This is a genomic window from Streptomyces sp. SID13666 (assembly GCF_010548325.1).
GTDB lineage: Bacteria > Actinomycetota > Actinomycetes > Streptomycetales > Streptomycetaceae > Actinacidiphila > Actinacidiphila fildesensis.
Genome location: NZ_JAAGLX010000036.1, coordinates 39,229 through 63,922, shown reverse-complemented (window position 1 = coordinate 63,922; position 24,694 = coordinate 39,229). Strand labels below are relative to the sequence as shown.

Annotated in this window: 21 protein-coding genes, 1 tRNA gene and 3 pseudogenes; 17 read left to right on the top strand and 8 right to left on the bottom strand. The window is 69.6% G+C overall.

The window, feature by feature from the left end; all coding sequences use genetic code 11:
• Positions 1-3 precede the first annotated feature (3 nt).
• The 15 genes and pseudogenes from G3I60_RS45885 to G3I60_RS32910 all read left to right on the top strand — a co-directional run.
• Positions 4-105: pseudogene (locus G3I60_RS45885) on the top strand (transposase); the annotation flags it as partial.
• Positions 106-110: 5 nt separating this feature from the next.
• Positions 111-233 carry a hypothetical protein gene (locus tag G3I60_RS46585; protein ID WP_275405974.1) on the top strand — a complete coding sequence of 41 codons (123 nt, stop codon included), beginning with the start codon at positions 111-113 and terminating at the stop codon, positions 231-233.
• 124 nt (positions 234-357) lie between these two features.
• Positions 358-642: pseudogene (locus G3I60_RS32970) on the top strand (transposase); the annotation flags it as partial.
• A 737-nt stretch (positions 643-1,379) separates the two neighbouring features.
• Entirely contained in the window at positions 1,380-1,712 is a 333-nt protein-coding gene (locus G3I60_RS32965; RefSeq protein WP_164296119.1) for a hypothetical protein, read from the top strand.
• Between the two features lie 41 nt (positions 1,713-1,753).
• Entirely contained in the window at positions 1,754-2,062 is a 309-nt protein-coding gene (locus tag G3I60_RS32960) for a pore-forming ESAT-6 family protein (RefSeq protein ID WP_164296121.1), read from the top strand.
• A gap of 84 nt (positions 2,063-2,146) precedes the next feature.
• Positions 2,147-2,536, top strand: a complete 390-nt coding sequence (locus G3I60_RS32955; protein ID WP_164296123.1) for a DUF6507 family protein — start codon at positions 2,147-2,149, stop codon at positions 2,534-2,536.
• Positions 2,533-5,220 carry a hypothetical protein gene (locus tag G3I60_RS32950; RefSeq protein WP_164296125.1) on the top strand — a complete coding sequence of 896 codons (2,688 nt, stop codon included), beginning with the start codon at positions 2,533-2,535 and terminating at the stop codon, positions 5,218-5,220. The genes G3I60_RS32955 and G3I60_RS32950 overlap by 4 nt, the downstream gene beginning before the upstream one ends.
• 14 nt (positions 5,221-5,234) lie before the next feature.
• Positions 5,235-6,101: an immunity 49 family protein gene (locus tag G3I60_RS32945; protein WP_343241472.1), complete on the top strand. Its 867-nt coding sequence runs from the start codon at positions 5,235-5,237 to the stop codon at positions 6,099-6,101.
• A 264-nt stretch (positions 6,102-6,365) separates the two neighbouring features.
• Positions 6,366-6,659: a hypothetical protein gene (locus tag G3I60_RS45880; RefSeq protein WP_164296127.1), complete on the top strand. Its 294-nt coding sequence runs from the start codon at positions 6,366-6,368 to the stop codon at positions 6,657-6,659.
• Between the two features lie 13 nt (positions 6,660-6,672).
• Positions 6,673-8,037 carry a type VII secretion integral membrane protein EccD gene (eccD, locus tag G3I60_RS32935; protein ID WP_164296129.1) on the top strand — a complete coding sequence of 455 codons (1,365 nt, stop codon included), beginning with the start codon at positions 6,673-6,675 and terminating at the stop codon, positions 8,035-8,037.
• Between the two features lie 496 nt (positions 8,038-8,533).
• On the top strand, positions 8,534-9,220 hold the full coding sequence (locus G3I60_RS46930) for a type VII secretion protein (RefSeq protein ID WP_343241985.1): 687 nt from the start codon (positions 8,534-8,536) through the stop codon (positions 9,218-9,220).
• Positions 9,217-13,320 (top strand): type VII secretion protein EccCb, encoded by a 4,104-nt coding sequence (gene eccCb / locus G3I60_RS32925; protein WP_164296132.1) that lies wholly within the window; start codon positions 9,217-9,219, stop codon positions 13,318-13,320. Before G3I60_RS46930 ends, eccCb begins: the two co-directional genes overlap by 4 nt.
• Positions 13,317-14,741: a DUF6177 family protein gene (locus G3I60_RS32920; protein ID WP_164296134.1), complete on the top strand. Its 1,425-nt coding sequence runs from the start codon at positions 13,317-13,319 to the stop codon at positions 14,739-14,741. Before eccCb ends, G3I60_RS32920 begins: the two co-directional genes overlap by 4 nt.
• A gap of 313 nt (positions 14,742-15,054) precedes the next feature.
• Positions 15,055-15,127 (top strand) — tRNA-Thr (locus tag G3I60_RS32915).
• A gap of 119 nt (positions 15,128-15,246) precedes the next feature.
• A complete protein-coding gene (locus tag G3I60_RS32910) occupies positions 15,247-15,504 on the top strand; it encodes a hypothetical protein (RefSeq protein WP_164296136.1) in 258 nt (85 codons plus the stop codon).
• A gap of 111 nt (positions 15,505-15,615) precedes the next feature.
• Here the strand turns inward: G3I60_RS32910 and G3I60_RS32905 are convergent, their stop codons facing one another.
• The 6 genes from G3I60_RS32905 to G3I60_RS32880 all read right to left on the bottom strand — a co-directional run bounded on the left by G3I60_RS32905 (position 15,616) and on the right by G3I60_RS32880 (position 20,714).
• Positions 15,616-16,458, bottom strand: a complete 843-nt coding sequence (locus tag G3I60_RS32905; RefSeq protein WP_164296138.1) for an alpha/beta fold hydrolase — start codon at positions 16,456-16,458, stop codon at positions 15,616-15,618.
• Between the two features lie 102 nt (positions 16,459-16,560).
• Entirely contained in the window at positions 16,561-16,947 is a 387-nt protein-coding gene (locus G3I60_RS32900) for an STAS domain-containing protein (RefSeq protein ID WP_164296140.1), read from the bottom strand.
• Positions 16,948-17,015: 68 nt separating this feature from the next.
• A complete protein-coding gene (locus tag G3I60_RS32895; RefSeq protein WP_164296141.1) occupies positions 17,016-18,215 on the bottom strand; it encodes an ABC transporter permease in 1,200 nt (399 codons plus the stop codon).
• Entirely contained in the window at positions 18,212-19,039 is an 828-nt protein-coding gene (locus tag G3I60_RS32890; protein ID WP_164296143.1) for an ABC transporter ATP-binding protein, read from the bottom strand. The genes G3I60_RS32895 and G3I60_RS32890 overlap by 4 nt, the downstream gene beginning before the upstream one ends.
• A complete protein-coding gene (locus G3I60_RS32885; RefSeq protein ID WP_164296145.1) occupies positions 19,036-20,100 on the bottom strand; it encodes a peptidoglycan-binding protein in 1,065 nt (354 codons plus the stop codon). Before G3I60_RS32885 ends, G3I60_RS32890 begins: the two co-directional genes overlap by 4 nt.
• A gap of 125 nt (positions 20,101-20,225) precedes the next feature.
• A complete protein-coding gene (locus tag G3I60_RS32880) occupies positions 20,226-20,714 on the bottom strand; it encodes a hypothetical protein (protein ID WP_164296146.1) in 489 nt (162 codons plus the stop codon).
• A gap of 124 nt (positions 20,715-20,838) precedes the next feature.
• Here G3I60_RS32880 and G3I60_RS32875 point away from each other — a divergent pair.
• Both G3I60_RS32875 and G3I60_RS32870 read left to right on the top strand, forming a co-directional pair.
• Positions 20,839-21,489 (top strand): annotated as a pseudogene (locus G3I60_RS32875) (response regulator transcription factor); the annotation flags it as partial.
• 158 nt (positions 21,490-21,647) lie between these two features.
• The gene (locus tag G3I60_RS32870) at positions 21,648-22,901 is read left to right on the top strand and encodes a cell wall metabolism sensor histidine kinase WalK (RefSeq protein ID WP_239070548.1); all 1,254 of its coding nucleotides are present in this window, start codon (positions 21,648-21,650) and stop codon (positions 22,899-22,901) included.
• A gap of 68 nt (positions 22,902-22,969) precedes the next feature.
• On the opposite strand, the gene G3I60_RS32865 is transcribed toward G3I60_RS32870, so the two are convergent.
• Entirely contained in the window at positions 22,970-23,425 is a 456-nt protein-coding gene (locus G3I60_RS32865; RefSeq protein WP_138354099.1) for a tellurite resistance TerB family protein, read from the bottom strand.
• Between the two features lie 144 nt (positions 23,426-23,569).
• Positions 23,570-24,559, bottom strand: a complete 990-nt coding sequence (locus tag G3I60_RS32860; protein WP_164608093.1) for a zinc-binding dehydrogenase — start codon at positions 24,557-24,559, stop codon at positions 23,570-23,572.
• Positions 24,560-24,694 lie beyond the last annotated feature (135 nt).

Sequence of the window (24,694 nt, the reverse complement as noted above, 5' to 3'; positions counted from 1 at the left end):
CTGTCACCGGCCCAGCTCGCCACGGTGAGCGTGCTGCAGTTCCTGCTGAACCTCTCCGACCGGCAGGCGGCCGAGGCGGTGCGGTGCCGGATCGACTTCAAATATGCCCGGTGCGTGAACTGACCGAGCTGGAGCTGGCGTTGGAGCCGGTCCGCGCCGCCTTGGAGGAGTGCGCCCGCACCGCCCCGGAGATCCTCGAGGGCCTGGCGACCGAGGCCTGGGCACTGCGCTAGGACGGCAGGTCCGCCTGGTCAGCCAGCCCAGTCATCCAGCCGCCCGGCTCAAGCAGGCAGGCACCGACGCCACCGACCTCCTCGGACGTGTCCGCAGCCACCGCCCGGGCACAGCACCCGGACCCAACGGCAAGACCCGCAGTGGCAGCGGCTCTACGCCGCACGCTCCGGCATCGAGGGCACCATGAACGAGCTCGTCAACGACCACCAGATGCGCCGCTGCCGCTACCACGGCGTCGCCAAGGCCCATGTCCAGCATGCCCTGACCGCGATCGCCGTCAACATCGAACGCCTCAGCACCCAGGAACCGGCAGACTCTACCTACCGCCCCCGCTCACCGACGGCGTTCCAGCAGTACCTCGACGAGAACGAATTGCCCCGCCCCCGCTGGCGGCGCAAAGGACAATGATCACGAAATCTCAAGAGCCCCGACAGAGTCGCTCAATGCTGTCCTGGGGCACGGAAGGCGCACTCAGCTGCGAGGCGGGTCACGCTGAGCAACGGGGGGAGAGGGAAGAATCCGTGCTGGTGGTCGGTACGCGGAGTCGACGTCTGGCTTACGGTCCGAGGTCGTTGAACGTGTAATAGGACTACACGGGGCGAGTACGCCCCGGTGCTGTGGGTCCGCGCGGAACTGCGCGGCTTCGGCCACGCCGTCAACCGCAAGCGGATCGTCCGGTCGATGCGCAAGCACAACATTGCCAGCTGCGTTCGCGCAGGTCTGCGCCCAGTACGGCCTCCGCAGGAGCATGGCCGGGCCCGGCGCGAGCTATGACTGTCCATGCTCTGGCCGAAAGCTTGTGGCAGGGGCAGTTCGAACAGCAGAACCACAAGCGGGCTAAGCCCTCAGTGGCAGCAGGATCCACCCACGCTCCGGAGGTCACCTCACCAGACGCCACAGGCAAGGGCTTGGCCCGCTGGAAGATCGTGTTGAACGCCTCCGAGAGCCGCCTCTCGCAGCCTGCCGGCGACCTAAATCGCTGAGTTGCAACGTTAGTTGGACGGGCCCGCTTTGCCGGTAGTGGTGTTGTGGTCGCCGTGGGTTGCCGATATACATGTACAACGCATGATGGGATAGATGTGACTTAAGTGCACGGCGCGGTGCTTGAAGCGCCGGTGTGCACTGGACTGTTCGGGGGTGGGTGCATGAAGTTCGACATGGGGTCTACGACACTGTCGGGTCTCGGGAAGAGCACGGAGGGTTCCAGCACTGATCTGGGCACGCTGATCAAGCAGTTGATCGCGGCTGCGGATCCGCTGGAGGGGAAGTTCAACGGGGCCGGCAAGGCTGCGTTCGACTCCTTCAAGGTGCGCGCGGACGAGATCACGAATGCTCTGAACGGATCGCTGCAATCGATCCTGGGTGGTCAGGCGGGCATGGACCTGGCGTTCGGAACCGGTGATCAGGAGCAGGAGGACAACGCCCAGAAGGGCATGTCCGGAGCCAACTTCGACGCTGCCCGGTTCTCCGGCCGCTAGACCTGGCCGAAACAAGCGGACAGAAGAACGGGGAATTCGCCATGGGGAACCAGGACCGGAACAGCTATGACACCGGAGCCTCGACAGAGGTGCAGGGCGGCTTGCAAGGGATCATCGGCCAGTTGGAGCGCGTACTCCACGACCGGGATGCCGCAGTGAAGAGCGCGATGGCGGACTTCACCGCTGACGGGGTGTCGGACGAGTACCACGGCAAGGAAATCCGCTGGAACCGTGCCGCGAACGAGGTGCGCGACATCATCCGCCTCGTACGCAGCACGCTGGAGCAGAACGACGGCACGGCGCAGTCGACGCTGACCAAGGCCAAGTCGGCGGTTGACAACATCGGCTGACGCCAGAGGCCCGGCAGAACCGCTGGGCTTTTGTCGAGGCGTTGACGATCGCGCCGGTGCGGGGATCAAGAAGCGGGGGCTTTCGTGACAAGTTGGGACATCAGTACGTCCGGTGTGCAAGGCGTCCTGAACAAGGCGAAGACGGCGGCCGAGGGGTTGTCGAAGGCCGGCACGGAACTGGGGACGATCCTGCCGAGTGCCGCGAAAGCGGCGGGCACCATTTCGGGCCCCGTCTGCGGCGAAGCGCCGTCCGGGCCGGTCGCGGCAGCCCTGGGAGAGTTCCTGCAGGCACGGCAGCAGGACGTGGTCTACGTGGCGGTGCGGACCGCCAACTCGCTGAACGGGGCCGCTCTGGCGACCAATGCCTACAACCAGGGCAATCTCCAGATGGCGACGGACGCGCAGCATGCCGCGATCGCCGAGCCCACGCCCGAAATGCTCAACCCGGACAGGACGCAGGGCGGCCATTCGTGAGTGACGACGAGCTCATCAACCCGGCGGGCATACCCCGGTTCACCGGGAACCTGGAGACGCTGGAGACCGACTCGGCGGCCCTGATCACACAGGCCGGACACTTCCGGTCCTCCGGTGCGTCGGTCAACTCCGAGTTCCAGGGGCTCTCCGCCTTCTACAAGGCGCCCGAAGCGGATCAGCTGTTCGCCACGACGATTCCGGTCGCCACCAAGTCCGACGCCTTCGCCGACGACTTGGAGAAGGTCAGCGCCGCGCTGAGCGCTTACGGCGGCGAGGTCCGGCCGATCGTGGCGCGCCTGCAGAGCCTCAGGAACGAGGCCTGGTCCTTCGTGCAGAGCATCGAGGACGACGGCGACTGGCGCGAGGACAAGAAGAAGGTCCAGCACAACAACGACCTGTGGCACGACGTCAACGCCACCCTGGAAGCGTTCTGGGCGGCGGAACGATCCTGCTACGGCAAGATCACCGCTCTGGTAGGTGGTGCCCCGCTCATCCCCGACGACGGCACCCACAAGCAGAACATGTACGGCTACACGGCGGACGACCTCGACCACGCCGAGGAAACGCCCTGGGGATCGACCACCGACCGGGAATACACCGGATTGGCGTGGTTGGGGCATCAGGCCAAGAGTTACGTCTGGGACGGGTTCATCGTCGACGGCGTATGGGGCACCATCAAGGGCCTGGGCACACTCGTGGGCACGGACGGCTGGGACTCGGCGGGCAAGGCATGGACGGGGCTGGCGAAACTCGCCACCGGCCTGGCCATCGTCATCACCCCCTTCGTTGGCACTTTCTACATGGCGGTCCCCGAGGACAAGCTGCCCGGCTGGTTCCGTGACTCACGCACGGCGCTGACGGAGACCGGCAAGGCGCTGATCGCCTATGACGAGTGGGGCAAGAACCCGGCCCGCGCGGCGGGCGCCGTCACCTTCAACGTCATCACCGCGATCTTCACCGAGGGAGCGGGCAGCGCGACGAAATCGGGAGCCGTTGCCAAGACGCTGTCCGTGCTGGGCAAGACCGGCAGGGCGCTCGACCCGATGACCTATGTCATCGCGGGTGGGAAGTTCGCGGTGGTCAAGGTCGGAGACCTGTTGTCCGGCCTGAAGAACTTGCGGACCGGCGTCCTGTTCGATACTGCCGCCGCAGGCTACCGACTGCCTGACCTGGACGACGCCCTCACGCCCCCGCCCGCGGGCCTCCCCGAGAACACCGTCCGGCTTATCAACCACGAGGGCAAGACGGTCTACCTCGACGCCGACAAAGGCACACTCTTCAACGAGTCCGGCGAGGTCATGCAACGCGCGGAGGATGTCAAGGTCGAGCCTTCCGCCGCAGAACGGGCCGCGGAGCAGAACCCGCTGCCACACCGTGAACCCGCATTGGTAGGCGCGCATACCGGGGACACCTCCGTCGTAGCCGGTGCCGGCGCGATCGATGTGACAGCACGAGTCGGTGGCGACAGACTGCCCGGAGCGGCAGCGCGCCACCTGCCCGGCGGCGGCACGGGAAGCGCACCCCATGGTGGTGTAGGCGACAACCTGTCGGGCGGACGCAGCGATGACCTCCGCGGGAGCCCATCTGCGAGCCATGGCCATCCGGGCGGCGGCGCCACCGATTCACTGCCGGGCCGCCCGCACGGTCCTAGCACTGGTGGCCCGGGGGATCTAGGCCGTGCCGGCGACGAAGCGGTCGGCGACGCGGGCCATGTCGGCGATGATGCGACCCCGCCCGCGAGCCAGGCGGACGAGGGCGTCGGGACCGGTGACCACGGCAACGGTGAGCATCGGGAGCTGACTCCAGCAGAGCTTAAGCGGATCCAGGATGAGCACATACGAAAAGCCAACGACCCCGATCGGACGTGGTTCGAGAAGTACTACGACATCCGGGGCCACCGCTTGGACGCGACCGCAAAGGAGAGCGGCGCGACGCTTCCCATTCTGAAGAAGCTCCCCGACGGCAGTTGGATCGCCAAGTACGATATGCCGCACGGACCTTCCGAGATCAAATACGGGTCGAAGCCGCTCGGGCCGGACACGTTCCCTGGCGGGAAGAATATGCGGGACCTCGATACCGCAGCGGAGAACCGCAAATTGTCGGTGGATCTCACCAACGCGACCAAGGCATTCGATGAGCACCCGTCCGCGGCAACGGAGCGGGACCTCACGGCCGCGCAGGAGGCCTACACCAAGAAGCTCGGTGATCTGCCCAACAACAGCAAGTTCTCCGAGACGCTCGGCGAGCAGGCTGCCGCGTTGCATGTGATTCCACACCAGTTCCCGAAGGCCACGTTGATCAAGCTCCCCAAGGCGCCCAACGGTGCCAACATGTTCGACCTGGTATACAAGAACGGCGACAACGGGGAGCGCCTCATCGTCGAGGCAAAGGCGCCGTCGGGGGAACTCGACTGGCGCGATGGCCGCGCTGACCCCGTGGACCCGGCGAATCCGCACATCGGCGATGATGGCGGAGCCCAGGGCATGCGGGTCAAGCAGGGGACAAAGCCTTACATACGCACGATCCTGGCCGAGATGACGGCACGCGGAGGGCGGGATGCCGAGATCGCGGCGGAGCTCCGCACCGCGCTGAAGGACGGAAAGCTGAAGTTCGTTCTGGTGAAGGCAAAGAGCCCCAATGGTTCCGCCTATGGTGGTGCCACGCTGGAATATTTCAAGATCTAGTTAGAGGGTGACAAGTGGTCACGCGCATTCCCCGCCACGGCTTCCGCACGGACAATGTGGCCGAAGCCATGGCACCCATCATCAAGGGCACCCATCAAGTGCTGGCCGAGATCGAGACGTCGGAGGAGTACCGCTACGACGCGCTGAGCGACACCCTGATCACGGCGAAGTGGTACTGCGTGACGGATCCCGCTGCGCAGAAGTTCCAGACCTGGGAGGCGTGGGTCACGGCCATGCAGGTCGGTTCCGCGCTGTTCGCGTCGGGCACGGCGGCCGAGGGCCCTGTGCCGTGCCGTATCGGGATCGACGGCGAGGTGAAGAACTTGCCCGCGACCGGACCGCAGGACTACCTGCACGCGGGAAACTGGCTCACTGCCTTCTACTTGGCAGCGATCTGCCGTGAGAACGACCGTGTCGACCAGTTGGCCCGGGTACCCATCTCGTTCCTCCGCGCGTCCGGCGCGGAGTTCGACGAGTACATCTATGCGTGGGTGGAAACGCTGCAGAACGCCTGGTTCGGCCGGCGGGAAACCTGGGACACCCTGGTCACCGCGGTCAACGGCACCGACCCCGAGGCCACACACATCGCCGGCAAAGAGTTGATGCTGAAGATCCTGTATCCACCGCTCGAGATCTTCCATCGCTACCAGCGCCAGGAGGCCGAGCAGTTCAACGCGGCGCTAGCTGACGCTCTCACATGGCACAAGGAGTACTGGACCGCGAACGAGGCACGCTCCCTGAGCGGCGAAGGATTGGTCGCCCTCGGCCCGCTCGCGATCGCGTGTATGGCCCGCGACGCTGACATTCCCATCGAGGTCGAATCCGAGTACCTGCCCAAGCAGCTGCTGGAATTCGGCTGGGCCGGCGAGATCGACACCTGAGCCTCTCCCCGTCGCCTCCCCGAGGAGCAGGAGACACAGGCAGCCGCACGCTGGCTGCACGTGCGAGATATCACCATTTGGGTGACGGGAGAACGGATGGGCGTGAAAATGCCTCATCTCGGCAGCCCGGGACTTGACGATGAGGCATACGTGGATGAAGTTTCGGTCCGAGGTGCTCGCCTCAGCGAGCGAACCGCGCCTGGCTCGGCGAGTTTCCGACGTGACGTATGCACCGAGTGGGGCCAGGAGAGGTAACACGTAGCTGTGTCAGCGCAGGATTATGACAGTCAGTTGCTGGAGTCGGTGTCGGTGCGGCGGCGGCGGCTTCGGGATGCCTTGTTGTTCGGGGGACAGCGGCAGCGGCGGTCGGTTGATGAGCGGCTGGGGAAGGTGGCTGTTGGGATCGTGATGGTGGCGGTGCTCTGTGCGGGGTGTGTGGGGTGGTCTTTCGTCTCTCATCGCCTGCTGGGCAAGAGCCCCTATGGGTCCTCTGTACAGCCCTCTTCGCAGCCTTCAGCACCTGCTGTGACGTCCCCCGTAACTCCGTTGGCCCGATGATAGGTTCGAACGCGTGATATCTCCGGTGGCATTGAGCCGTACGGCGCTGAGCCGGGTCACTCTGGTCGGTGAACGGCGGCGGGTCGATCTCGTGCTGCCGTCCCAGGAGCCGATCGGGCTGCTGCTGAACGAGGTTCTGCGGCTGCTCGACGACAAGGCGGCCGATCGGCCCATGGTGCGTCATCTCGTGACGGCAGACGGCTCCGCACTGGCGCATGACAGCACGCTGGAGTCGGCCGGGGTGCCCGACGGGGCGGTGTTGCGGCTGGTGCGGGTGGAGGATGCACCGTCGGCGCCTGTAGTGCATGACGTCACCGACGAGGCCGCCGATGATCTGGACGTCCGTGCGTGGCGATGGGCTCCTCCGGCGCGCCGGGCCGTTGCCGGGGCGAGCACGGTGGTGTGGGCGCTGGCAGCCGGAATTCTGGCGCGGCAGGAACTGTCGCTCACTGCCGTCGGGAACACCCTGCTGGTCGTCGCCGCACTCGTGGCACTCGCCGGCGCTCTGCTCTGGCGAGCGGCCAAGCGCGGGCTCGCCACCACGCTGACCGCCACGGCCGGAGCACTGGGAACACTTGGCGCGTGGACCCTGGCCGATGCGCACGCCTGGTCGGGCGAGGTGCGGTTGAGCGGGGTGGCGGTGGCCGTCGTGATGGCGCTCGTACTCCTCGGCGCCTTCTCGCCCCTCGGGCGGAGCGGAATGGTCGGCGCGGGCGCCGTCGCCGGCTGGGCCGTCTGCTGGGAGCTGGCCGTGCATCTGCAGACGGACTCCGGCGGTGCGGTGGGGCAGGCCCGCGCCGGGGGACTGCTGGCGATTGTTTCGGTAGTGGCATTGGGGGTACTGCCGCGTCTCGCGTTGATGGCCTCGGGTCTGTCAGGTCTCGACGACCGCCGCTCCGCAGGGACTTCGGTGAGCCGGTATCAGGTGACGACCGCGCTGGCGGTCACCCACCGCGGGCTCGCTCTCGCCACCGGCGTAGTGGCGGTGTCCGGGACCGCGGCCGGGATTCTGGTGCTGCGGACTCCTACGGTGTGGACCGTGCCCCTCGCGGCGGTCGTCGCCGTGGTGCTGGCCCTGAGGGCGCGGGCGTACCCGCTGATCGTCGAAGTGGTGGCGCTGCTGGTGGCCGCCTCGGTGGTGGCCGCGCGGCTGGCCTGGGTGTGGCTGGATCGATCCGGCACGGTCGGACCGCTGGCCCTGACGGCGTCGCTGGCCCTGGTCCCGCTGGCGGTGTTGGCGGTCCAGCCGGCCGAGCACGTTCGGGTGCGGCTGCGGCGCTTCGGGGACGCTCTGGAGTCCGTCGGGGTGATCGCGTTGTTCCCGCTGGTGGTGGGGATGTTCGGTGTGTACGGGCATCTGCTCGGCACTTTCGCGTGAAGGTGCAGGCACGGGACATGTCTCAGGGTGACTGGCAGCGTGACGTGTTGCGGGAGTTGCGGCAGTCGTCACCCGAACCCCCGGCAAATCCGGTGGCACCGGCTACGACTTCGGCGGCGACGCCGCATGCGGAGCCACCTCCGACATCGAGTGGCAGCCGCGCCGCCCTCCCACCGAGCGCCCTCCCGCCGAGCGCTCCGCCGAACCCCACGCGGCCCGATCCCCTGGCGGTACGCCCGGTCCGGAGCCCGCGGCTGCCCATGGCCACGCCTGAGTCCGTTCCCACCGTCGATCCCCGGCTGGCCCTCGCCATGGGGCCCCCGCTCCACGGGGATTCGATAGCCCGGCGAACGGGACGTTCCCTGCGCAAGCTCACCGCGTCGGCCGCGCGGGAGGTGACCGAGGAATCACGGGTCGCCCAGGAGCTGCAACAGCCCGTGACCACGGGACGGGTGATCGCTGTGACCTCGATCCGGGGCGGGGCGGAAAGACGACGGTGGCCGCGCTGCTGGCCCGGACGTTCAACCACTACCGGCACGATCCGGTGCTCGCGCTGGAGGCCGACGCCGTGCTCGGCACCCTGCCGGTACGGCTTGGCGCGCAGTCGGTGCGGTGGTCCTGCGGGGAACTGGCGCATCTGCTCACGCCCTCGATGCAGCTGACCGACATCACCGGCTATCTGGTGCCGCTGACGGACGGCGGCTGGCTGCTCCCCGCGAGCCAGGGAGGAGTGGGAGCACCGCTGGATGTACGGACGTACCGTACGGTTTCGCTCGCGCTCCGGCGGTACTTCGCGGTGACGGTGGTGGACTGCGAGACCTTGCCGGGCGAGGTGGCACGCACCGCGATGGACACCGCCCACGCCCGCGTCGTGGTCGCCCCGATGACCGCGGAGGGCGTCAACGGAACTCGTGTCGTACTCGATTGGCTGGCCCGGCTACCGGATTCGGCGCTCGCCACCACCGTGGTCGCCCTGACCGCGAACTCGCCCGATCCCGTGCTTGACCCGAAGGCAGCAGCCGCGCATCTGCGGGAGACAGGAGTCACTGTGGTGTCGCTTCCCTATGACCGGCATCTGGCCGGTGGGGGACCGATCCGGACCGCTCTGCTCGGTGACGCCACCCGGCGAGCCGCCACCCTCATGGCGGCTGAGGCCATGGAACGGGCGGTACGAGCGCGATGACCGTTCAGCTGATCCACCGGCCGGCGCGCTCCACCCGGCCACTCGATCCCGTGACCCCCCGGACGATCGAGCCGCCGCCGAATCTGCCCGAGGGCAAGATGGGTACGGCCGCGACCGCGCTGCTGCCGATGGCCGGCGTGATGAGTTCGGTCGTGATGATGACCGTCATCCGCAACAGCCAGTTCGCGGGCCTGGGCGCCATCGTCCTGGTCGTCGCCCTGGTGGGTGCGGTCGCGCTCTTCATGTCGCAGCGGGGCAAGGCGCAGCGAACCCGTCGCACGCAGCGCGAGCGGTATCTGGAGTATCTGGAGGAGCTGCGCGACGAGCTCGGCACGGCGGAACGGGAACAGCGCCGGTCGGCCAGACTGCTCAGCCCGCCGCCGCTGGCGCTGTACGACCTGGTGAATGACCCGGCGCGGCTGTGGGAACGACGTCGTACGGATGCGGACTTCCTCCGGATTCGCCTGGGCACCGGTGAGGTGCTGGTGCAGGAGCTCGCCATCGGGGAGAGCTCCGCCGGAGGCGTCCTGACTCCGCCCGATCCGTTCATGCTCAATGAAGCCCGTGCCCTGGTCACACGGTTCGGGACGGCGGCGGACTTCCCGCTGACGCTGCCGCTGGACCGCGCAGGGAACGTCAGCGTCGTAGGGGACCGTGAAGGTGTTCTGCGGGTTGCGCGGGCCATGTTGATCGCCACCGCGGTCACCCATGCCCCCGACGATGTGGCCTTCGCGTTCGGGATACCCGGCGAGCGGCTGGCGGAGTGGGAGTGGGTCAAGTGGCTGCCCCACGTGTTGGACGCGCAGGAGCTCGACGGGCCGGTCGCCGCACGGCGGATCGCGCCGAGCCTGCCGCAGCTGGCCCGGCTGCTCGGCTCCGACCTTCGGCAGCGGGCATCCTTCGCGGCGGAAGTGCGCCGCGGCCTGTCCGACAGGAACGCGCTGCAGCTCGCCGACCGGCTGCTGGTGATCAGCGACGAGTACGGCGGGACCGCCGTCGAACTGCCCCGCCCGGACACGGCCGTTTCCCTGGCGGACATGGGTATTACGGTGCTGCACCTCTTGGAGCAGCAGGTGCACGAACCGGATCAGGTGTCCGTCCGCATCACCGTCGACGGTGATCAGCTCGTGATCGAAGATCTGCGCGCCTCGCAGGACACGGTCGCCTACGGAGCGTCGGACGCCGTGAGCGCCCCCGGGTGCGAAGGGATCGCACGGTTGCTGGCCCCGTTGCGGCTGTCGGCCGAATCGCTGGCGGAGGGGACTCCTGTCTCCGGTGCGGTGGACTTCGCCGGCCTGCTGGGCGTCACGGATCCGGCAGATCTCGATCTTGGGCGATTGTGGGCACCGCGCGGAGAGCGGGCCTTCCTGCGTGTACCGATCGGAGTGGACGACCGCCACCAGCCGGTGCTGCTCGACCTGAAGGAGTCCTCCGAGCTCGGTATGGGACCGCACGGGCTGTGTGTGGGTGCCACCGGATCCGGGAAGAGCGAACTGCTGCGTACGCTCGTACTCGCCCTGGTCGCCTCCCATCCGCCGGAGGATCTGGCGATGGTGCTGGTCGACTACAAGGGCGGTGCGACGTTCGCCCCGTTCGCGGAGCTGCCGCACGTCGCCGGGGTGATCACGAACCTGGAGAACCAGGCCGGGCTCGTCGAGCGGGTACACACCAGCCTCGCGGGCGAGGTCAAGCGCCGTCAGCAGGTCCTCAAGGAAGCCGGGAACGTCGCAGACATCGGCCACTACGCCGCGCTGCGCGCCAAGCGTCCGGACCTGGAGCCGCTCCCTCATCTGTTCGTCGTCATCGATGAATTCGGTGAACTCCTCACAGCGAAGCCCGACTTCATCGACCTCTTTCTCTCGATCGGCCGTATCGGCCGCTCCATTGGCGTGCACTTGCTGCTGTCCAGCCAGCGCATCGAAGCCGGCAAGCTCAAGGGGCTGGAGACCTATCTGTCCTACCGGCTGGGTCTGCGCACCTTCTCCGCCGACGAATCGCGCACCGTACTGGACACCACGGACGCCTTCCACCTGCCGCCCCTGCCGGGCTTCGGCTTCCTGAAGGTCGACACCTCGACGTACGAGCGTTTCAAGGCCGGATTCGTCTCCGGTGCCTTCCGCGGGGCGGCTCCGGACCAGTCGGCCGACGAAACGCCGATGGTCTGGCCCTACCCCGCCTTCAATGCGCTTTCCACGGCAGCGGATACCGGCACGGAAGCGGTGGACGGCGCCGACGCCGGGCCCACGATGCGGGAGCGGGAGACCGGACCGACCGTCATGTCGGTGATCGTCGACCAACTCCGCGGCGCCGCACCGCCCGTACGCCGGGTCTGGCTGCCCCCGCTGCCCGACCTGCTCACCCTCGACGGCGCGGCGGGACCGGTCCAGGTCTCCGAACGCGGACTGCAGCTCGCTCGGCGCCCCGGCCCGATGCGGGTCCCGCTCGGCCTGCTCGACGACCCCGCCCGGCAGTGGCAGGGGCCATGGACCCTCGACCTCACGGTCGCCGGTGGGCACACGGCAGTCATCGGCGGACCCCAGTCCGGCAAGACAACGCTGCTGCGCACCCTCGCGCTGTCCCTGGCCATGACCCACACCCCCTACGAGGTCGCCCTCTACGGACTGGACCTGGCCGGCGGGGGACTGGGCGCGCTGGCGGGACTGCCGCATGTCGGCGGTATCGCGGGGCGGGCCGATCATGAGCGTGCCGTGCGGACCGTCGCCGAGGTCCGCGCCACGCTCGCCGCCCGCGAGGAGCTCTTCCGTGAACACGGCATTGACTCCATCGACCAGCTCCGGAGTCTGCGCGGCCGAGGCCGGCTGCCGGAGCTCGGATCGACCGACATTGTGCTGATCGTCGATGGGTTCGGCGCCTTGCGTGACGAGTTCGCCGCCCTCGACGACGCTGTCGCCGATCTGCTGAAACGAGGCGGCGGCTACGGCATCCATGTGGTCGCGGGCATGCTGCGCTGGAACGACGTGCGGATCGCCACCCAGTCGATGTTCGGCACCCAGCTCGAACTGCGGCTCAACGACCCGAGCGATTCCTCCATCGATCGCAAGCTCTCCGAGACCCTCGGTACCGACACTCCGGGGCGGGTCCTCACCCAGGGCAAGCTCTTCGCACAGGCTGCGCTGCCCCGCATCGACGCTGTTCCCGGCACCGATCTGGGAGCGGCGCTGGAGGACGCGGTCCGGAGCATCCGTGCCAACTGGCACGGTGAAACCGCCCCGCCCGTACGGGTGCTGCCGGCCCGCCTGCCCGCCGCGGAACTTCCGCCCCTGGCCGCCGAGCCGACGAGAGTTCCCATCGGCGTAGGCCAGGACGGTCTCGCACCTGTACTGCTGGATCTGTTCGCGCACGACCAGCACCTGCTGGTCCTGGGGGACACCGAGTGCGGCAAGACCAACCTGCTGAAGCTCTTCGCCCAGCAGCTCATCGCCCGGTACGGAGACGACGAGCTGGTCTTCGCGGTCTTCGATCCACGCCGCGGGCTGCGGGGCGTCATCCCCGAGCCCTACCGCGGCGGCTACGCCCACAACGCGAGGGTCAGCTCCGGCCTCGCCGCCGGAATCGCGACCGAACTGGAGAAACGCCTCCCCGACGAGAGCGTCGACCACGACGAGCTGCCGGACGGCGCCACGTTCACCGGCCCGCGCATCGTCATCCTCGTCGACGACTACGACATCCTGACCACCGCGGGCCAGCAGCCGCTCGCCCCGTTCCTGCCGTACGTGTCCTCCGCACAGGACATCGGGCTGCATTTCGTCGTCGCCCGCCGCGTCGCCGGGTCCTCGCGGGCACTGTACGAACCGTTCCTGACCACCCTGCGCGAAACCGGGACGGCGGCCCTCGTCATGACCGGGGACCGTACCGAAGGGCAGCTCTTCCCCGGCCTGTACGCCTCCCAGCAACCACCCGGACGCGGCACGCTGGTCCGCCGGGGCCGACCCCACCAGCTAATCCAGACGGCCATCGCGGGCAGCGTCCTCGCGCACACACCGGCCGCCGAGTCCGTACCCGCCCAGAGCACCGACTCCGCGCACACGGCACACCCACCGACCGCGGGCGCGGCGGAGATCCCGGGGAGCAGCGCATGACCAAGGACGTCATTGCCCTCACCCCGGAGATGCCCGACGTGGGGACCCTTCTGGCCGGCCTGTACGCGGGAGGACCGGAACTGCGGGTGGACTCCGCCAACGATGGCGCCGTCATCCAGTTGCGAGCGCTGGACGGGCGCCCCCTGGTATCTGTGGAGGCCCCTCTCCTCGTCCAGGTACCAGGCGAAGCTGAGCGGCTCCTCGGCCGGGAGACGTCACTCCCGCGGGCTCCGTTCTGGTGGACGGAGGCACGCGCCTCCACCGCTGTTCCCGAGGCTGAACGGCTCGCCGGCGCGGTCGCGGGCAGGCTCGCGGTTCTGCTCGGCGGCGTGACGTGGCCGGCGGCGGCCGGCACCGTCGGGGTCGTCGGCCTCGCCGATCCATCGGCAGCCGACATCGACGTGCATCCGGCGCCCACCGACGCGCAACCCGCCGTGGACGTTCTCACCGACACGACGGCGGTGATCCTGGCCGACCGGCCGGTGGTCGCTCTGACCGCCTGGCTCTCCGACATCCTGCGGACGACCGCGGAGAGCGGTCACGCACTGCAGATCGTCACCCCTCCGCACGTACGTCTCAGCCTGCCGCTGCGCGCAGCCCTCACCGGTGTTCCCAACCGCTGGGTGGTCCAGGATCCCGACTGCGGCTACTACGACGGGCTCTCCGGCGCTGTACTGCACTGGATGAACGGCACCTTCACCCCGGCACACGCCGACACCGGCGAGACCCCGGTGGCCAAAGCCTTCACCGCCGCCACCACCGGTCCTGTGGAAACACGCCAGCTGGTCGTGGCCTTCCGCACCTTGTACCGGCCTCACGAGGGGCTGGTACTCGGCCGGTCCCTGGAGACTGCCTGGCAGATGCTCACCGGCAGGCCTCCCGCCGGCTGGGGTACCGCCGAGCCGATCAACCTTCCCTGGTCGAAGCGCCAGTTGACGGACCTGGCCCGCGACCGCGCGCCCGAGCCGACCCAGCTGCTCGCAGTCGGCCACCCCGACCGCCCCGCCCTCGCGAGTCAGCGCGTCACCCGCATCGTGAACGGCATCCGGGAAGACATCACGCTCACCCTCGGCTATGGCCCGGACGAAGCTCCGCCGCTCGACGCGATAGAGCCCCTTGCGGCGACCCTCGTCGCCGAGCACGGACTCGGCTCGATGCTCACCTCCCTCGGCCGCGCCCGGACCGACCTCGCCGTCCCCCCGCACTTCGAGGCCCCGCCGATCCCGCTCTCCTTCACCCTCGGCGCCACCGACGTACGCGACATCGGCCTCACGCACGCCCGCCGCCCTCCCCTCGACCTGCACCCCGTCCAACTGGGACCCACCGCTGCCCCCGCGCTCCACTACCCGCTCGGCGACGGCACCGACGCCCAGACCTGGGACACGCTCCAGCAGCTCACACAGCACCTCGGAAAGGCGTAGGGCGTGGAGGAGCCTTGTCCGTACCGTGCTCCGCAGCCGTACGCTCAGCCGATCAGGAGATCGATGATCGGCATTGGTCCAGTCCGACTGCAGCGCGTGAGTGCCGATTCTGTTGGTTGGCCATCGGCTGCGCGATCTTCCCGTAGGTGGTTGTCGAAAAGCTACAAGGTCAAGGCACACCGCACTGTGGCTCTGCTCGCGCCCTTCGGTGGACGGCCGGTGGACGGATGCCTTTGGACAGTGCATCACCGCGCAGCACAGAAAAGACAGCTATACGTGCTCTGACCAGGAAGAACGGCATTCGCCAACACGAGCCGGAACGACGCGGCACGATCACTCTGGCTCTTGTAAAGCGAAGGTCGTCGGTTCGAATCCGACAGGGGGCTCCCCGCACCACCCGCCCGAGTCGCACCAGCGGCCCGAGCGAGTACCACATCGTGACCACCACAGACGGCCCCGGACACCGCGTCCGGGGCCGTCTGCGTGAGCGACGCGTGAGCGATGCGTGCGCGGCCCGGCCGGAGGCGGCGTCGATGGCGGCGGCCGCGACGGATCTGCGGAGCGCGACGCACAAGCTGCCCAGGCGCTGAGCGCCTACCGCCACGCGTCCGGCGCCGGTAGCCCGTACCACTTCAAGGCCACCGTCACCTGGAAGATCGGCTGGACGGGCACCGGCAACCCCAAGCCGGTCGATCTCCCCGACGGGACCTTCGGTACCACCACGGACCTGACCGTCCGCGAGATCCAGGCCGTCGTCCGCTGACCTGAGTCGGTGACCGCTTGGCGGGGTCAGGCGCGGGGGATGGGGCTGAACCCCCGTTGTTGAACGCCCTCGTGGCCCTTCTCGCGTTCACCCGGGCCGCCCGTGAGCCGGTCAGCGGGTGAGGAGGGTGGCCAGTCGGGTGGCGAAGGCCGGGGCGTGGGGGAGGTAGCCGGCGTGGTTGCCTGGGAAGTCGGTGATGGGGATGCCGAGGCGGGTGGCCAGGACGGTGTTGGGGCGGTAGGGGAGGAAGCCGCGGGAGTCGCGGCCGCCGGCCAGGGCCAGTTGGGGGGCCACGGTGGCCAGGGCGGTCAGGTCCGGGAGGTGGTTCGTGACCGGCAGGAGCTCGTGGGCCAGGAAGCGGTCGGTGTTGGCGGCCATCCGGGTGACGAGGTCGCGGATCTGTGGGGGGAGCTCCGTGTGGGGCAGGGGACCTTCGGTGTCCAGGCCCATGCGGGCGCCGAAGACCTCCATCGCGGGGCCGACGCCGTCGCGGAGGTAGATGGCGTGGACGTTCCTGAGGAAGGCGATGTGCTCGTCGGCGTCGGGGAGCACGCCGAACAACGGGGGTTCGTGGGGGACGGCGATGCGGACGCGGTCCGGGTGCCGGGTCAGCAGGTCGAGGGCGACGATGGCGCCCGAGCTGCTGCCGAACACGTGGGCGGGCTCGTCGGTGAGGGCGGCGAGGAGGAGGCGGGCGTCCTCGCTGTCGGTCGCGACGCTCATGTCCTGCGGCGGGCCTTCCACCGGGCTGCGGGAGTTGCCGCGCCGGTCGTAGGTGACGACGGTGTAGCGGTCGGCCAGGGCGCCGGCGACGCCCTCGAAGACACCGGCGTCGCCGGAGCCGCCGTGGATCATGAGCAGGACGGGACCGGAGCCGCGGATCTCGTAGTGGAGGGTGGCTCCGGGCACTTTGAGCGTGTCGGTCCTGGGCGCGTTCGTCGACGGCGCGTTCATCGGTCCTCCTGGGGCGTTCCGGGGTCCTGGCCGGCGCTGCCCGGATCCGTCAGGTCTTGGTGGCCCTGGCGGATCCGGGCAACGACTCCACTGTGGACCGCGTCACCGACAGGGCGCTGATACGCGGCCGACGCGGGCGTCCTGGACGGCGAAGGTCCTGTCCAGGCCGGTGAGGTGCAGGAGTTTGCGGAGGTGCGGGCGGACGCCGGTGAGGTGCAGCCGGCCGTGCCGTGCGCTGATGAGGTTGTGGGCGTGGACGAGCACGGAGAGCCCACGGCAGTCCATGAACGTGACGCCGGTGACGTCGATGACGAGGTCGGGAGGGTGGCCCCCGTGCTCCCGGCGGGCGAGTCCGTCCAGCCGTCGGCTGATGTACGGCGTGGCCATGAGGTCGATCTCGCCGTGGAGTTCGACGACCGGCACGGTGCCGCGGGTGCTGACACGGACGGTGAAGGCGGGGCTCGGGTGGTCTGGTGGGACGAGGGGCACGGGGGCTTCCTTCCGGAGAGGTTCCACGGAGGTTCCACGGGAGGCGTACGGGCTCGGCCGGACCGGCCCTACGCGGCGTGCAGCGCCAGGGTCGGCGACAGGCGGGCCGCGCGGACCGCCGGATAGAGGCCGGCGACGGTGCCGATGATCAGCGTGGCGCCGAAGCCGCCGCTGACGGCCCACGGCGGTACCACCCACGGGAGGCCGCCGGTGGTGGCGTAGACGAAGGTGGCGAGGGAGCCGAGGGCGATGCCCGCCAGGCCGCCGAGTCCGGAGAGCATGAGGGACTCGGTGACGAACTGGATGCGGATCTGGCCCCTGGTCGCGCCCAGGGAGCGGCGCAGCCCGATCTCGTAGCGGCGTTCCAGCACCGAGATGATCATGGTGTTGGCGACGCCGACACCGCCGACCAGCAGGGCGACCCCGCCGAGACCGAGCAGCAGATTGGTGAACGCGCCGTCCGTGGCGGCCTTCGCCTGCAGCGCGGCCGAGGGATCCGTGACCTTCACGACCTGCGGGTTCTGCGGGTTGGCCGTGCGCGGGACCAGGTCGCGTACGGCGGCGACCGCGGCATCGGTGGAGCGTTCGTAGACGGACGTGGGATGGCCGTCGAAGCCCAGCAGCCGTTCCGCCGCGTCCCACCCGACGAGGGCGGAGCGCTCGATCTCGGGGGCGAGCGGCAGCGGGTCGAGGATGCCGGTGACGGTGAAGTACCGGCCGCCGATGAACACCTGCTGCCCGGGGGCGGTGATGCCGAGGCGGTCGGCGGCGACGCTGCCGAGCACGACGGACGGGTACCTGCCGGTGGCCTTGTTGAGCCAGCTGCCGCTGCGCACCGAGCCGCGCAGGGTCTTCAGCAGCTCCTCGGTGGTCGCCTTGACGGCGATGCCGCCGGTGTCGCCCTCGGGGATCTTCTCGGAACGGCGTACCGACTGCTTGATGTCGCCGGTGGCGCCCACCTGCTCGACGCCCGGGATCCGGCCGACCATGCCCGGGGCCTCCTTCGGCAGCCGGGCGTCCTGGCCGGTGAACAGCGCGTCGCCCGGGGTCACCACGAGCATGTTGGTGCCCAACCGGTCCAGTTCCCGCATGAGTTGGGCCTTGCTGGAGGACGAGATGCCGACCACCGCGATCATCGTCGCGATGCCGAGCGCGATGCCCAGCGCGGACAGGACGACGCGCAGGGGGCGGCCGCGCAGCCCGGCGGATCCGACGTGGAACACATCGCGGGCGCTGAGCCGGGCGGGGGAGAGTGCGGTGCGCCTCATACGGCGACCGCTCCGGCGTCGGTCCCGGCGTCGGTCCCGGTGCCGGGTGCGGTGCCGGGCACAGTGCCGGGTGCGGAGTCAGCTGCCGCGTCCGTCCTGGCATCAGCACCCGTCCCGCCACTCGTGCGGGCCTGTCTGGTGTCCGCCACCACCCGGCCGTCGCGGATCCGCACCTGGCGGGGCAGCCGGTCGGCGATCTCGCTGTCGTGGGTGATCACGGCGATGGTCGCGCCTTCCTTGTTGAGATCGTGCAGCAGCTCCATGACCGCCTCGCCCGAGGCGGAGTCCAGGGCGCCGGTGGGCTCGTCGGCGAGCAGCAGGTCGGGTTCGCCGACGACGGCGCGCGCGATGGCGACGCGCTGCTTCTGCCCGCCGGACAGCTGGTGCGGCTTGTGGTCCATCCGGTCCGCGAGGCCGACGCGCTCCAGCGCGGCGGCGGCCCGGCGGCGGCGTTCGGCGCGCGGCAGCCCCGAGTAGAGGAGCCCCTCGGCCACGTTGTCCTGGGCGCTGATGCCGGGCACGAGATGGAACGCCTGGAAGACGAAACCGACGTGCTGGGCGCGCAGCGCGGAGAGCCTGCGGTCGGACAGCGCGGCGACGTCGTGGCCCGCGATGGCGACCGAGCCGGAGGACGGCCGGTCCAGGGTGCCGACGATGTGCAGCAGGGTGGACTTGCCGGAGCCGGACGGGCCGACGATGGCGAGCAGTTCGCCGTCGTCGATCGTCAGGTCCACGCCACGCAGCGCCGCGACGCCGCCCGGGTACTCCTTCCCGACGCCGACGAGTTCGACGACGGTGTTCGGGGCGCTACCGGTGGAACTCACAGCGACGGCACCCCGACCTTCATGCCCTCGCGCAGCCCGCCGCCGCTGATCTCGACCCGCCCCTGCCCGAACATGCCGAGCTCGACCGCGACGTCGCGCGCCTTGCCGTTCTCCACGACCTGGACGCCGAAGCCGCCGCTGGGCAGCGCCAGCAGGGCGTTGACGGGTACGGACAGCACGCCCTTGTGGGTCTGGCCGGTCAGGTTCACCGTCACCGGGGACTTGTCGAGGCCGCCGACCTTGGACGGGTCGTCGAAGGTGACCGTGACGGAGATCCTGGGTGTCTTGTCCTGCGGGTCCTCGCCCTCCTCGACGGTCTTGCCGATGGAGGAGACCTTGCCCTGCGCGGTCCCGCCGCCCGGCAGATCGACGGTGACCTTGGTGCCGGTCCGCGCCAGCTGACCGTCGGCGACCTCCAGCTTGAACTCGACGATCCGCTCGGAACTGGTCGTGGTCAGCACCGGCTTGCCGGGGCCGGCCTGGTCGCCGACGGTGGAGTCCGCCGACTTGATCCGTACCGGGCCGGCGGAGAAGGCGATCTGGTCGGGGCCGGTCGTGCCGGTCCTCGGCAGGTCGTGGTCCTTCTGCCAGCGCTTCACGGCATCGGCGGTGCCGGCGGTGAACGTGCCGTCGGCGGCCAGGCCGGAGCCGAAGCCGAGGGCGCGCAGATTCTCCTTCAACTGCCGGACGTCGTCGCCCTTGTCGCCTGTCTTCAGCGTCCGGTACATGGGGGTCGTGCCGTACATCAGCCGTACGGGCTTGCCGTCGACCTCGTACAGCCTGCCGTCGCGCGCGACGGAGGAGCCGGCGCCGGCGACCCAGGTGATGGTGCCCATGGCGCCCGCGTTGATCTTGCGCTCCTTGGAGTACCCGAGCGTGCCCTGCTTCTGGGTGCTGTCGCTGAGATCGCCGCGCTCGATCGGGGCGGTCGCCGGCGGGAGGCCGGAATTCTGCTGGGTCACCCCCTTGTCGGGGGCGGCCAGCGCGGTGACGGCCACGCCGCCCCCGGCGACGACCACGACCACCGCCACGGCGGCCAGAACGATTCTCTTGCGCTTCATCGACGTATTCCCGTCCGTCCCCTGCGTGCTCGGCCGCGTGCTCTGCGTTTCGTGCCTTGCCTGCGTTCGGCGTGTTCCGTGCGTTCCGTGCGTGCTCTTGCGCATGCCGTCGGTCACGCCGGTCGTCAGTCGACGGAGCAGAGCTTGTTGGCCTTGTCGAACTTCTCCTTCTCCGCGCCCTGCGGCATCGGCATGGCCTTCTGCATCCCGCCACTGCCGCCATAGTTCGGATCGGGCATGTCGACGCCGTTCTTACGCATGCACTGCGCGAACTTGAGAGCCTTGTCCTTGTCCGCCTGGGATATTTCTCCCGACGGATTCGCGCTGAACTGCTTGCAGGCGTCCATCGCCTTCTTCATCGACGCCTCACTGCCGTTCCTGCCGATCGTCATGCCCCGCGGGTCCTCGCCCGGCTTGGGTTCCTGCACGTCCATGCCGTTGTCCCGAAGGCACTTGCGGAACTTGAGCGCCTTGTCGGCGGCGGTGTCGGCCGAGCTCTTCCCGGGCGATCCCTTCGCGTCGGAGTCCGTATCGGAGCCCGAACAGGCGGAGGCGAAGAGGGCGAGAGAGGCCAGTGCCGCGGCGCCGGCGGAAACGCGGTTGCGATTTCTCATGGGATTCTCACTTTGCGGCTGTTCCGGATAGTGACGGGAGGAGATTGACAGCCGCAGAGCTCTCGTTTCTCTAAGCGAGGTCCTTTACAACGCCGAAAGGTCCCCATCGGGTAAACAGGGGCACATGCGTGTTTTGCTGGTGGAGGACGAGGAATTCCTGGCCGAAATGGTGGCCGACGGGCTGCGCCGTGACGCCATCGCGGTGGACGTGGCGTCGGACGGCGCCGAAGGGCTGCGCAAGCTCCGGTTCGGCGCCTACGACGTGCTCGTCCTGGACCGCGATCTGCCCGGGGTCCACGGCGACGAGGTCTGCCGCCGGGTCGTGGAGCAGCGGCTGCTCACCCGGGTGCTGATGCTCACCGCCGCCGGCACCGTCCGCGACCGGGTGGCGGGGCTCGGCCTGGGCGCCGACGACTACCTCACCAAGCCGTTCGCCTACGACGAGTTGCTCGCCCGGGTCCTGGCACTGGGCCGCCGGGTGCACCCCGCGCTGCCCCCGGTGATCGAACGCGCCGGCCTCGTCATGGACGGCGCGCGCCGCCAGGCGAGCCGCGACGGCCGGTATCTGAGCCTGTCCCGGAAGGAGTTCGCGGTGTTGGAGGTACTGATGCGCGCGGACGGCGCGGTCGTCAGCGGCGAGGACCTGATCGAGCAGGTGTGGGAGGAGGACACCAGCTACCGCACGAACGCGGTCCGGGTGACGCTCAGCAAGCTGCGCACCAAGCTCGGCGAGCCGCAGGTGGTGGAGACGGTGCCGGGCGTCGGCTACCGGATCGCCGACGTTCCGGGGGACCGGTCGCCGAACGCAGCCGCCGGGGACCAGGCCCTGAACTCAACCGCCGGGGAGCGGACCCCGAACTCAACCGCCGGGGAGCGGACCCCGAACTCCGCCTCCCGGGTCCAGGCCCCGAACTCCGCCTCCCGGGACCGGTCATGAGCCGGTTCCGTCTGCGGCTCTGGCGGCTGAGCAGTGAACGGGCCCGGCTGACGAGTCTGTACGGCGGGCTGCTGGTGCTGGCCGGCGGCGTGCTGATAGCCCTCGTGTACTCGCTGGTGCGCAGCGGTCTCTACTCCACCATCAGCCTCGCCGTCACCACCGCCGTCCCCATCGGCGGCGGCCCCCGCTCCCCGTACGCCCTGCCGACCCGGCAGTTCGCCGAGGCCCAGCCGGCGCTTCCCCTGCAGGGGCAGACGTTCGACGCCGCCAAGGCGCACGCGGCGACGAAGATGATCACGACGGCGGCGGAGAGCGCGGCCCTCAGCAAACTGCTGACGGTCTCGCTCATCTCGCTCGCCGTCTTCGCCGTGCTGTCGGTGGCGCTGGCCTGGTGGATGGCGGGACGGGTGCTGCGTCCGGTGGGCGTCATCACGTCCACCGCCCGCCGGCTGTCCGGTGAGAACCTGCACGAGCGCATCAAGCTGAAGGCGCCGCCCGGAGAGCTGAAGCAGCTCGCCGACACGTTCGACACCATGCTCGACCGGATAGAGCAGCTGGTCTCCGCCCAGCAGCGGTTCGTCGCCAACGCCGCCCATGAGCTGCGGACGCCGCTGGCCGTGCAGCGTGCCGCGGCCGAGATCGGGCTGGCGGACCCGGACCTGGATCCGGAACGGCTCGCGCGCCTGCGCGGCAAACTCATCGACGTCGCCGATGACAGCGAGAAGCTGATCGACGGACTGCTGCTGCTCTCGGCCAGCGACCAGGGGCTGGAGCGCGTCGGGCCGATCGCGCTCGACGCGACCGCGGCGAGCGTGGCGACGGCGCTCGCGGACCAGGCGGGCGAGCACGGGGTCACCGTCGGGACCGAACTGCGGCCGCTGACCGTGCAGGGCGAGGCCGTGCTGCTCGGGCATCTGGTGCACAACCTGGTGAGCAACGCGATCCGCTACAACCACCCGGGCGGGCAGGTGTGGGTCAGGGTCGGCGCGGACGGCCTGGAGGTCGTCAACACCGGCCCTGAGGTGCCGGTCGCCGAGGTGCCGGAGCTCTTCGAGCCCTTCCGGCGGATGCAGGCCCGCCGCCACGGGCCGGGGGAGGGGGCGGGACTCGGGCTGTCCATCGTCGCCTCGATCGCCCGTGCGCACGGGGCCGTGGCCACCGCCGCCGCGAATCCGGGCGGCGGCCTGACGGTCCGCGTGGCCGGCTTCCAGCCGGCCGGCTCCAGGAAGCCGGTTTCTCAGCGGTCCTAGAGGTCCTGGCCCTAGCGGTCCTGGCCCTAGCGGTCCTAGAGGTTCTGGCCCTGGCGGTCCTGGCGGCTTTAGAGGTCGAACTCCTTGGGGTCGATGCCCACCGCGAAGCACGCCTCGCGGACGACACCCTGCTCGGTCTTGTCGAAGTCACCGTCGGCGCCGCCGATGACGATGCCGATCTGGATGACGGCGCGGGCCTCGGTCGGCTTCTTCTGGACCTTGCCGATCTCCTGCAGGATCCCGACCTTGCCGAAGTCGAAGTCGGCGGTCAGCTTGCCGAGGTAGGCGTCGAACCGGCGCTGCAGGTCATCGGCCGGGAAGTTCTGCAATACGTCGTTGCCCGCGATCAGCGACGCCACGCGCTGGCGCTCGGACGGGTCGATCTGACCGTCGGCGGCGGCGACCAGAGCGCACATCGCCATGCTCGCGTCGCGGAACGCCCCGCTCTTGAGGTCGTTCTTCTTGGCGGTGAGCTGGGTCTGCATGGTCTGCGCGGACTCCTTGAAGCGATTCCACAGGGCCATGGTGGTGTTCTCCTCGACGCATTGGCTTTCGATCTCGCCCAGGGAACTCCCCGGAGGCCCCATGGAGTTCCCTGGCGCCCCCGGGCCGGGCACCGCCCGGGGGCGCGCGGGACGGCACGCGACCGGCGGCCAAGGATGCGGCGGCTACGGGACCAGCACGACCTTGCCCATCGTGGCGCGGGTCTCCAGCGCCCGGTGCGCGGCGGCGGCCTCCGCCAGCGGGAAGCGCTGCACCGCAGGTACGAGACGGCTGGCGGCGGCCTCCGCGAGGGCCGCCTCCTCCAGGGCGCGCAGGCCCTCGGGGCCGCCGATCGCCTTCATCATCGGCGGGCCGATCACGGTCTGCGAGGTGATCCCACGAGTGGCCAGTTCCTCCTCGCCGAGCTCCAGCGGTCCGCCGGCGGACCAGCCGTAGACGAGGTGCCGGCCGCCCTTGCCGAGCAGGTCGACGGCGGCGCGGCCGAGCGGACCGCTGACGGCGTCGAAGACGACGGTCGCGGACCGGCCGCCGAGGGCGGTGCGCACCTGGTCGGTCCAGCCGGGGGTGTTGTAGTCGACGGCCACGTCCGCGCCCAGGCCGCGGATCCGTTCGACCTTGGCCGGGCCGCCCGCCGCTCCGACGACGGTCGCGCCGAGGTTCTTGGCCTGCTGGACGAGCAGGGTGCCGATGCCGCCGGCCGCGGCGGTGACGATCACCACGTCCTGGTCGGTCAGGTCCGCGAACCGCAGGATGCCGAGGGTGGTGCGGCCGGTGCCGATCATGGCGATGCCCTCGGCGAAGTCCAGGTTCTCCGGCAGCTCGTGCAGTTTGCCGGTGTCGGTGACCGCGGTGTCGGCGTAGCCGCCGGGGACCATGCCGAGGTGGGCGGCGACGCGCCGGCCGAGCCAGCGCGCGTCGGTGCCCTCGCCGAGCGCGTCGACGGTGCCGGCCACCTCGCGGCCGGGGATCGTCGGCAGCTCGGGCAGCGGGTATGGGCTCTTCGGGTCGCCCTGGCGGAAGACGGTGTCGATCACGTGGACCCCGGCCGCGCCGACGGCGATCCGCACCTGCCCGGGACCCGGAACCGGGGTCTCGGTCTGCTCGTACGTCAGGTTCTCGGCGGGGCCGAAGGCGTGCAGACGGGCGGCGCGCATGGCGTTTCTCCGGATCTTCGGGCGGTGCGGGCGCCTGGTGGCGCCCGCACCGCTCATCCTTCGACGTGAACCTAGGTTCACGTCAAGGCCGGAGGTCCGGAGGAAGCCGGGAGGTCCGAAGGTGTCCGGGAGACC

Coding starts and splice junctions, on each gene's coding strand:
- eccCb (WP_164296132.1), top strand. CDS start 9,217: ATGACCGTTCAGCTGATCCACCGGCCGGCGCGCTCCACCCGGCCACTC.
- G3I60_RS32885 (WP_164296145.1), bottom strand. CDS start 20,100: ATGAAGCGCAAGAGAATCGTTCTGGCCGCCGTGGCGGTGGTCGTGGTC.
- G3I60_RS32960 (WP_164296121.1), top strand. CDS start 1,754: ATGGGGAACCAGGACCGGAACAGCTATGACACCGGAGCCTCGACAGAG.
- G3I60_RS32965 (WP_164296119.1), top strand. CDS start 1,380: ATGAAGTTCGACATGGGGTCTACGACACTGTCGGGTCTCGGGAAGAGC.
- G3I60_RS32865 (WP_138354099.1), bottom strand. CDS start 23,425: ATGGCCCTGTGGAATCGCTTCAAGGAGTCCGCGCAGACCATGCAGACC.
- G3I60_RS32860 (WP_164608093.1), bottom strand. CDS start 24,559: ATGCGCGCCGCCCGTCTGCACGCCTTCGGCCCCGCCGAGAACCTGACG.
- G3I60_RS32880 (WP_164296146.1), bottom strand. CDS start 20,714: ATGAGAAATCGCAACCGCGTTTCCGCCGGCGCCGCGGCACTGGCCTCT.
- G3I60_RS32895 (WP_164296141.1), bottom strand. CDS start 18,215: ATGAGGCGCACCGCACTCTCCCCCGCCCGGCTCAGCGCCCGCGATGTG.
- G3I60_RS32870 (WP_239070548.1), top strand. CDS start 21,648: ATGAGCCGGTTCCGTCTGCGGCTCTGGCGGCTGAGCAGTGAACGGGCC.
- G3I60_RS32920 (WP_164296134.1), top strand. CDS start 13,317: ATGACCAAGGACGTCATTGCCCTCACCCCGGAGATGCCCGACGTGGGG.
- G3I60_RS32905 (WP_164296138.1), bottom strand. CDS start 16,458: ATGAACGCGCCGTCGACGAACGCGCCCAGGACCGACACGCTCAAAGTG.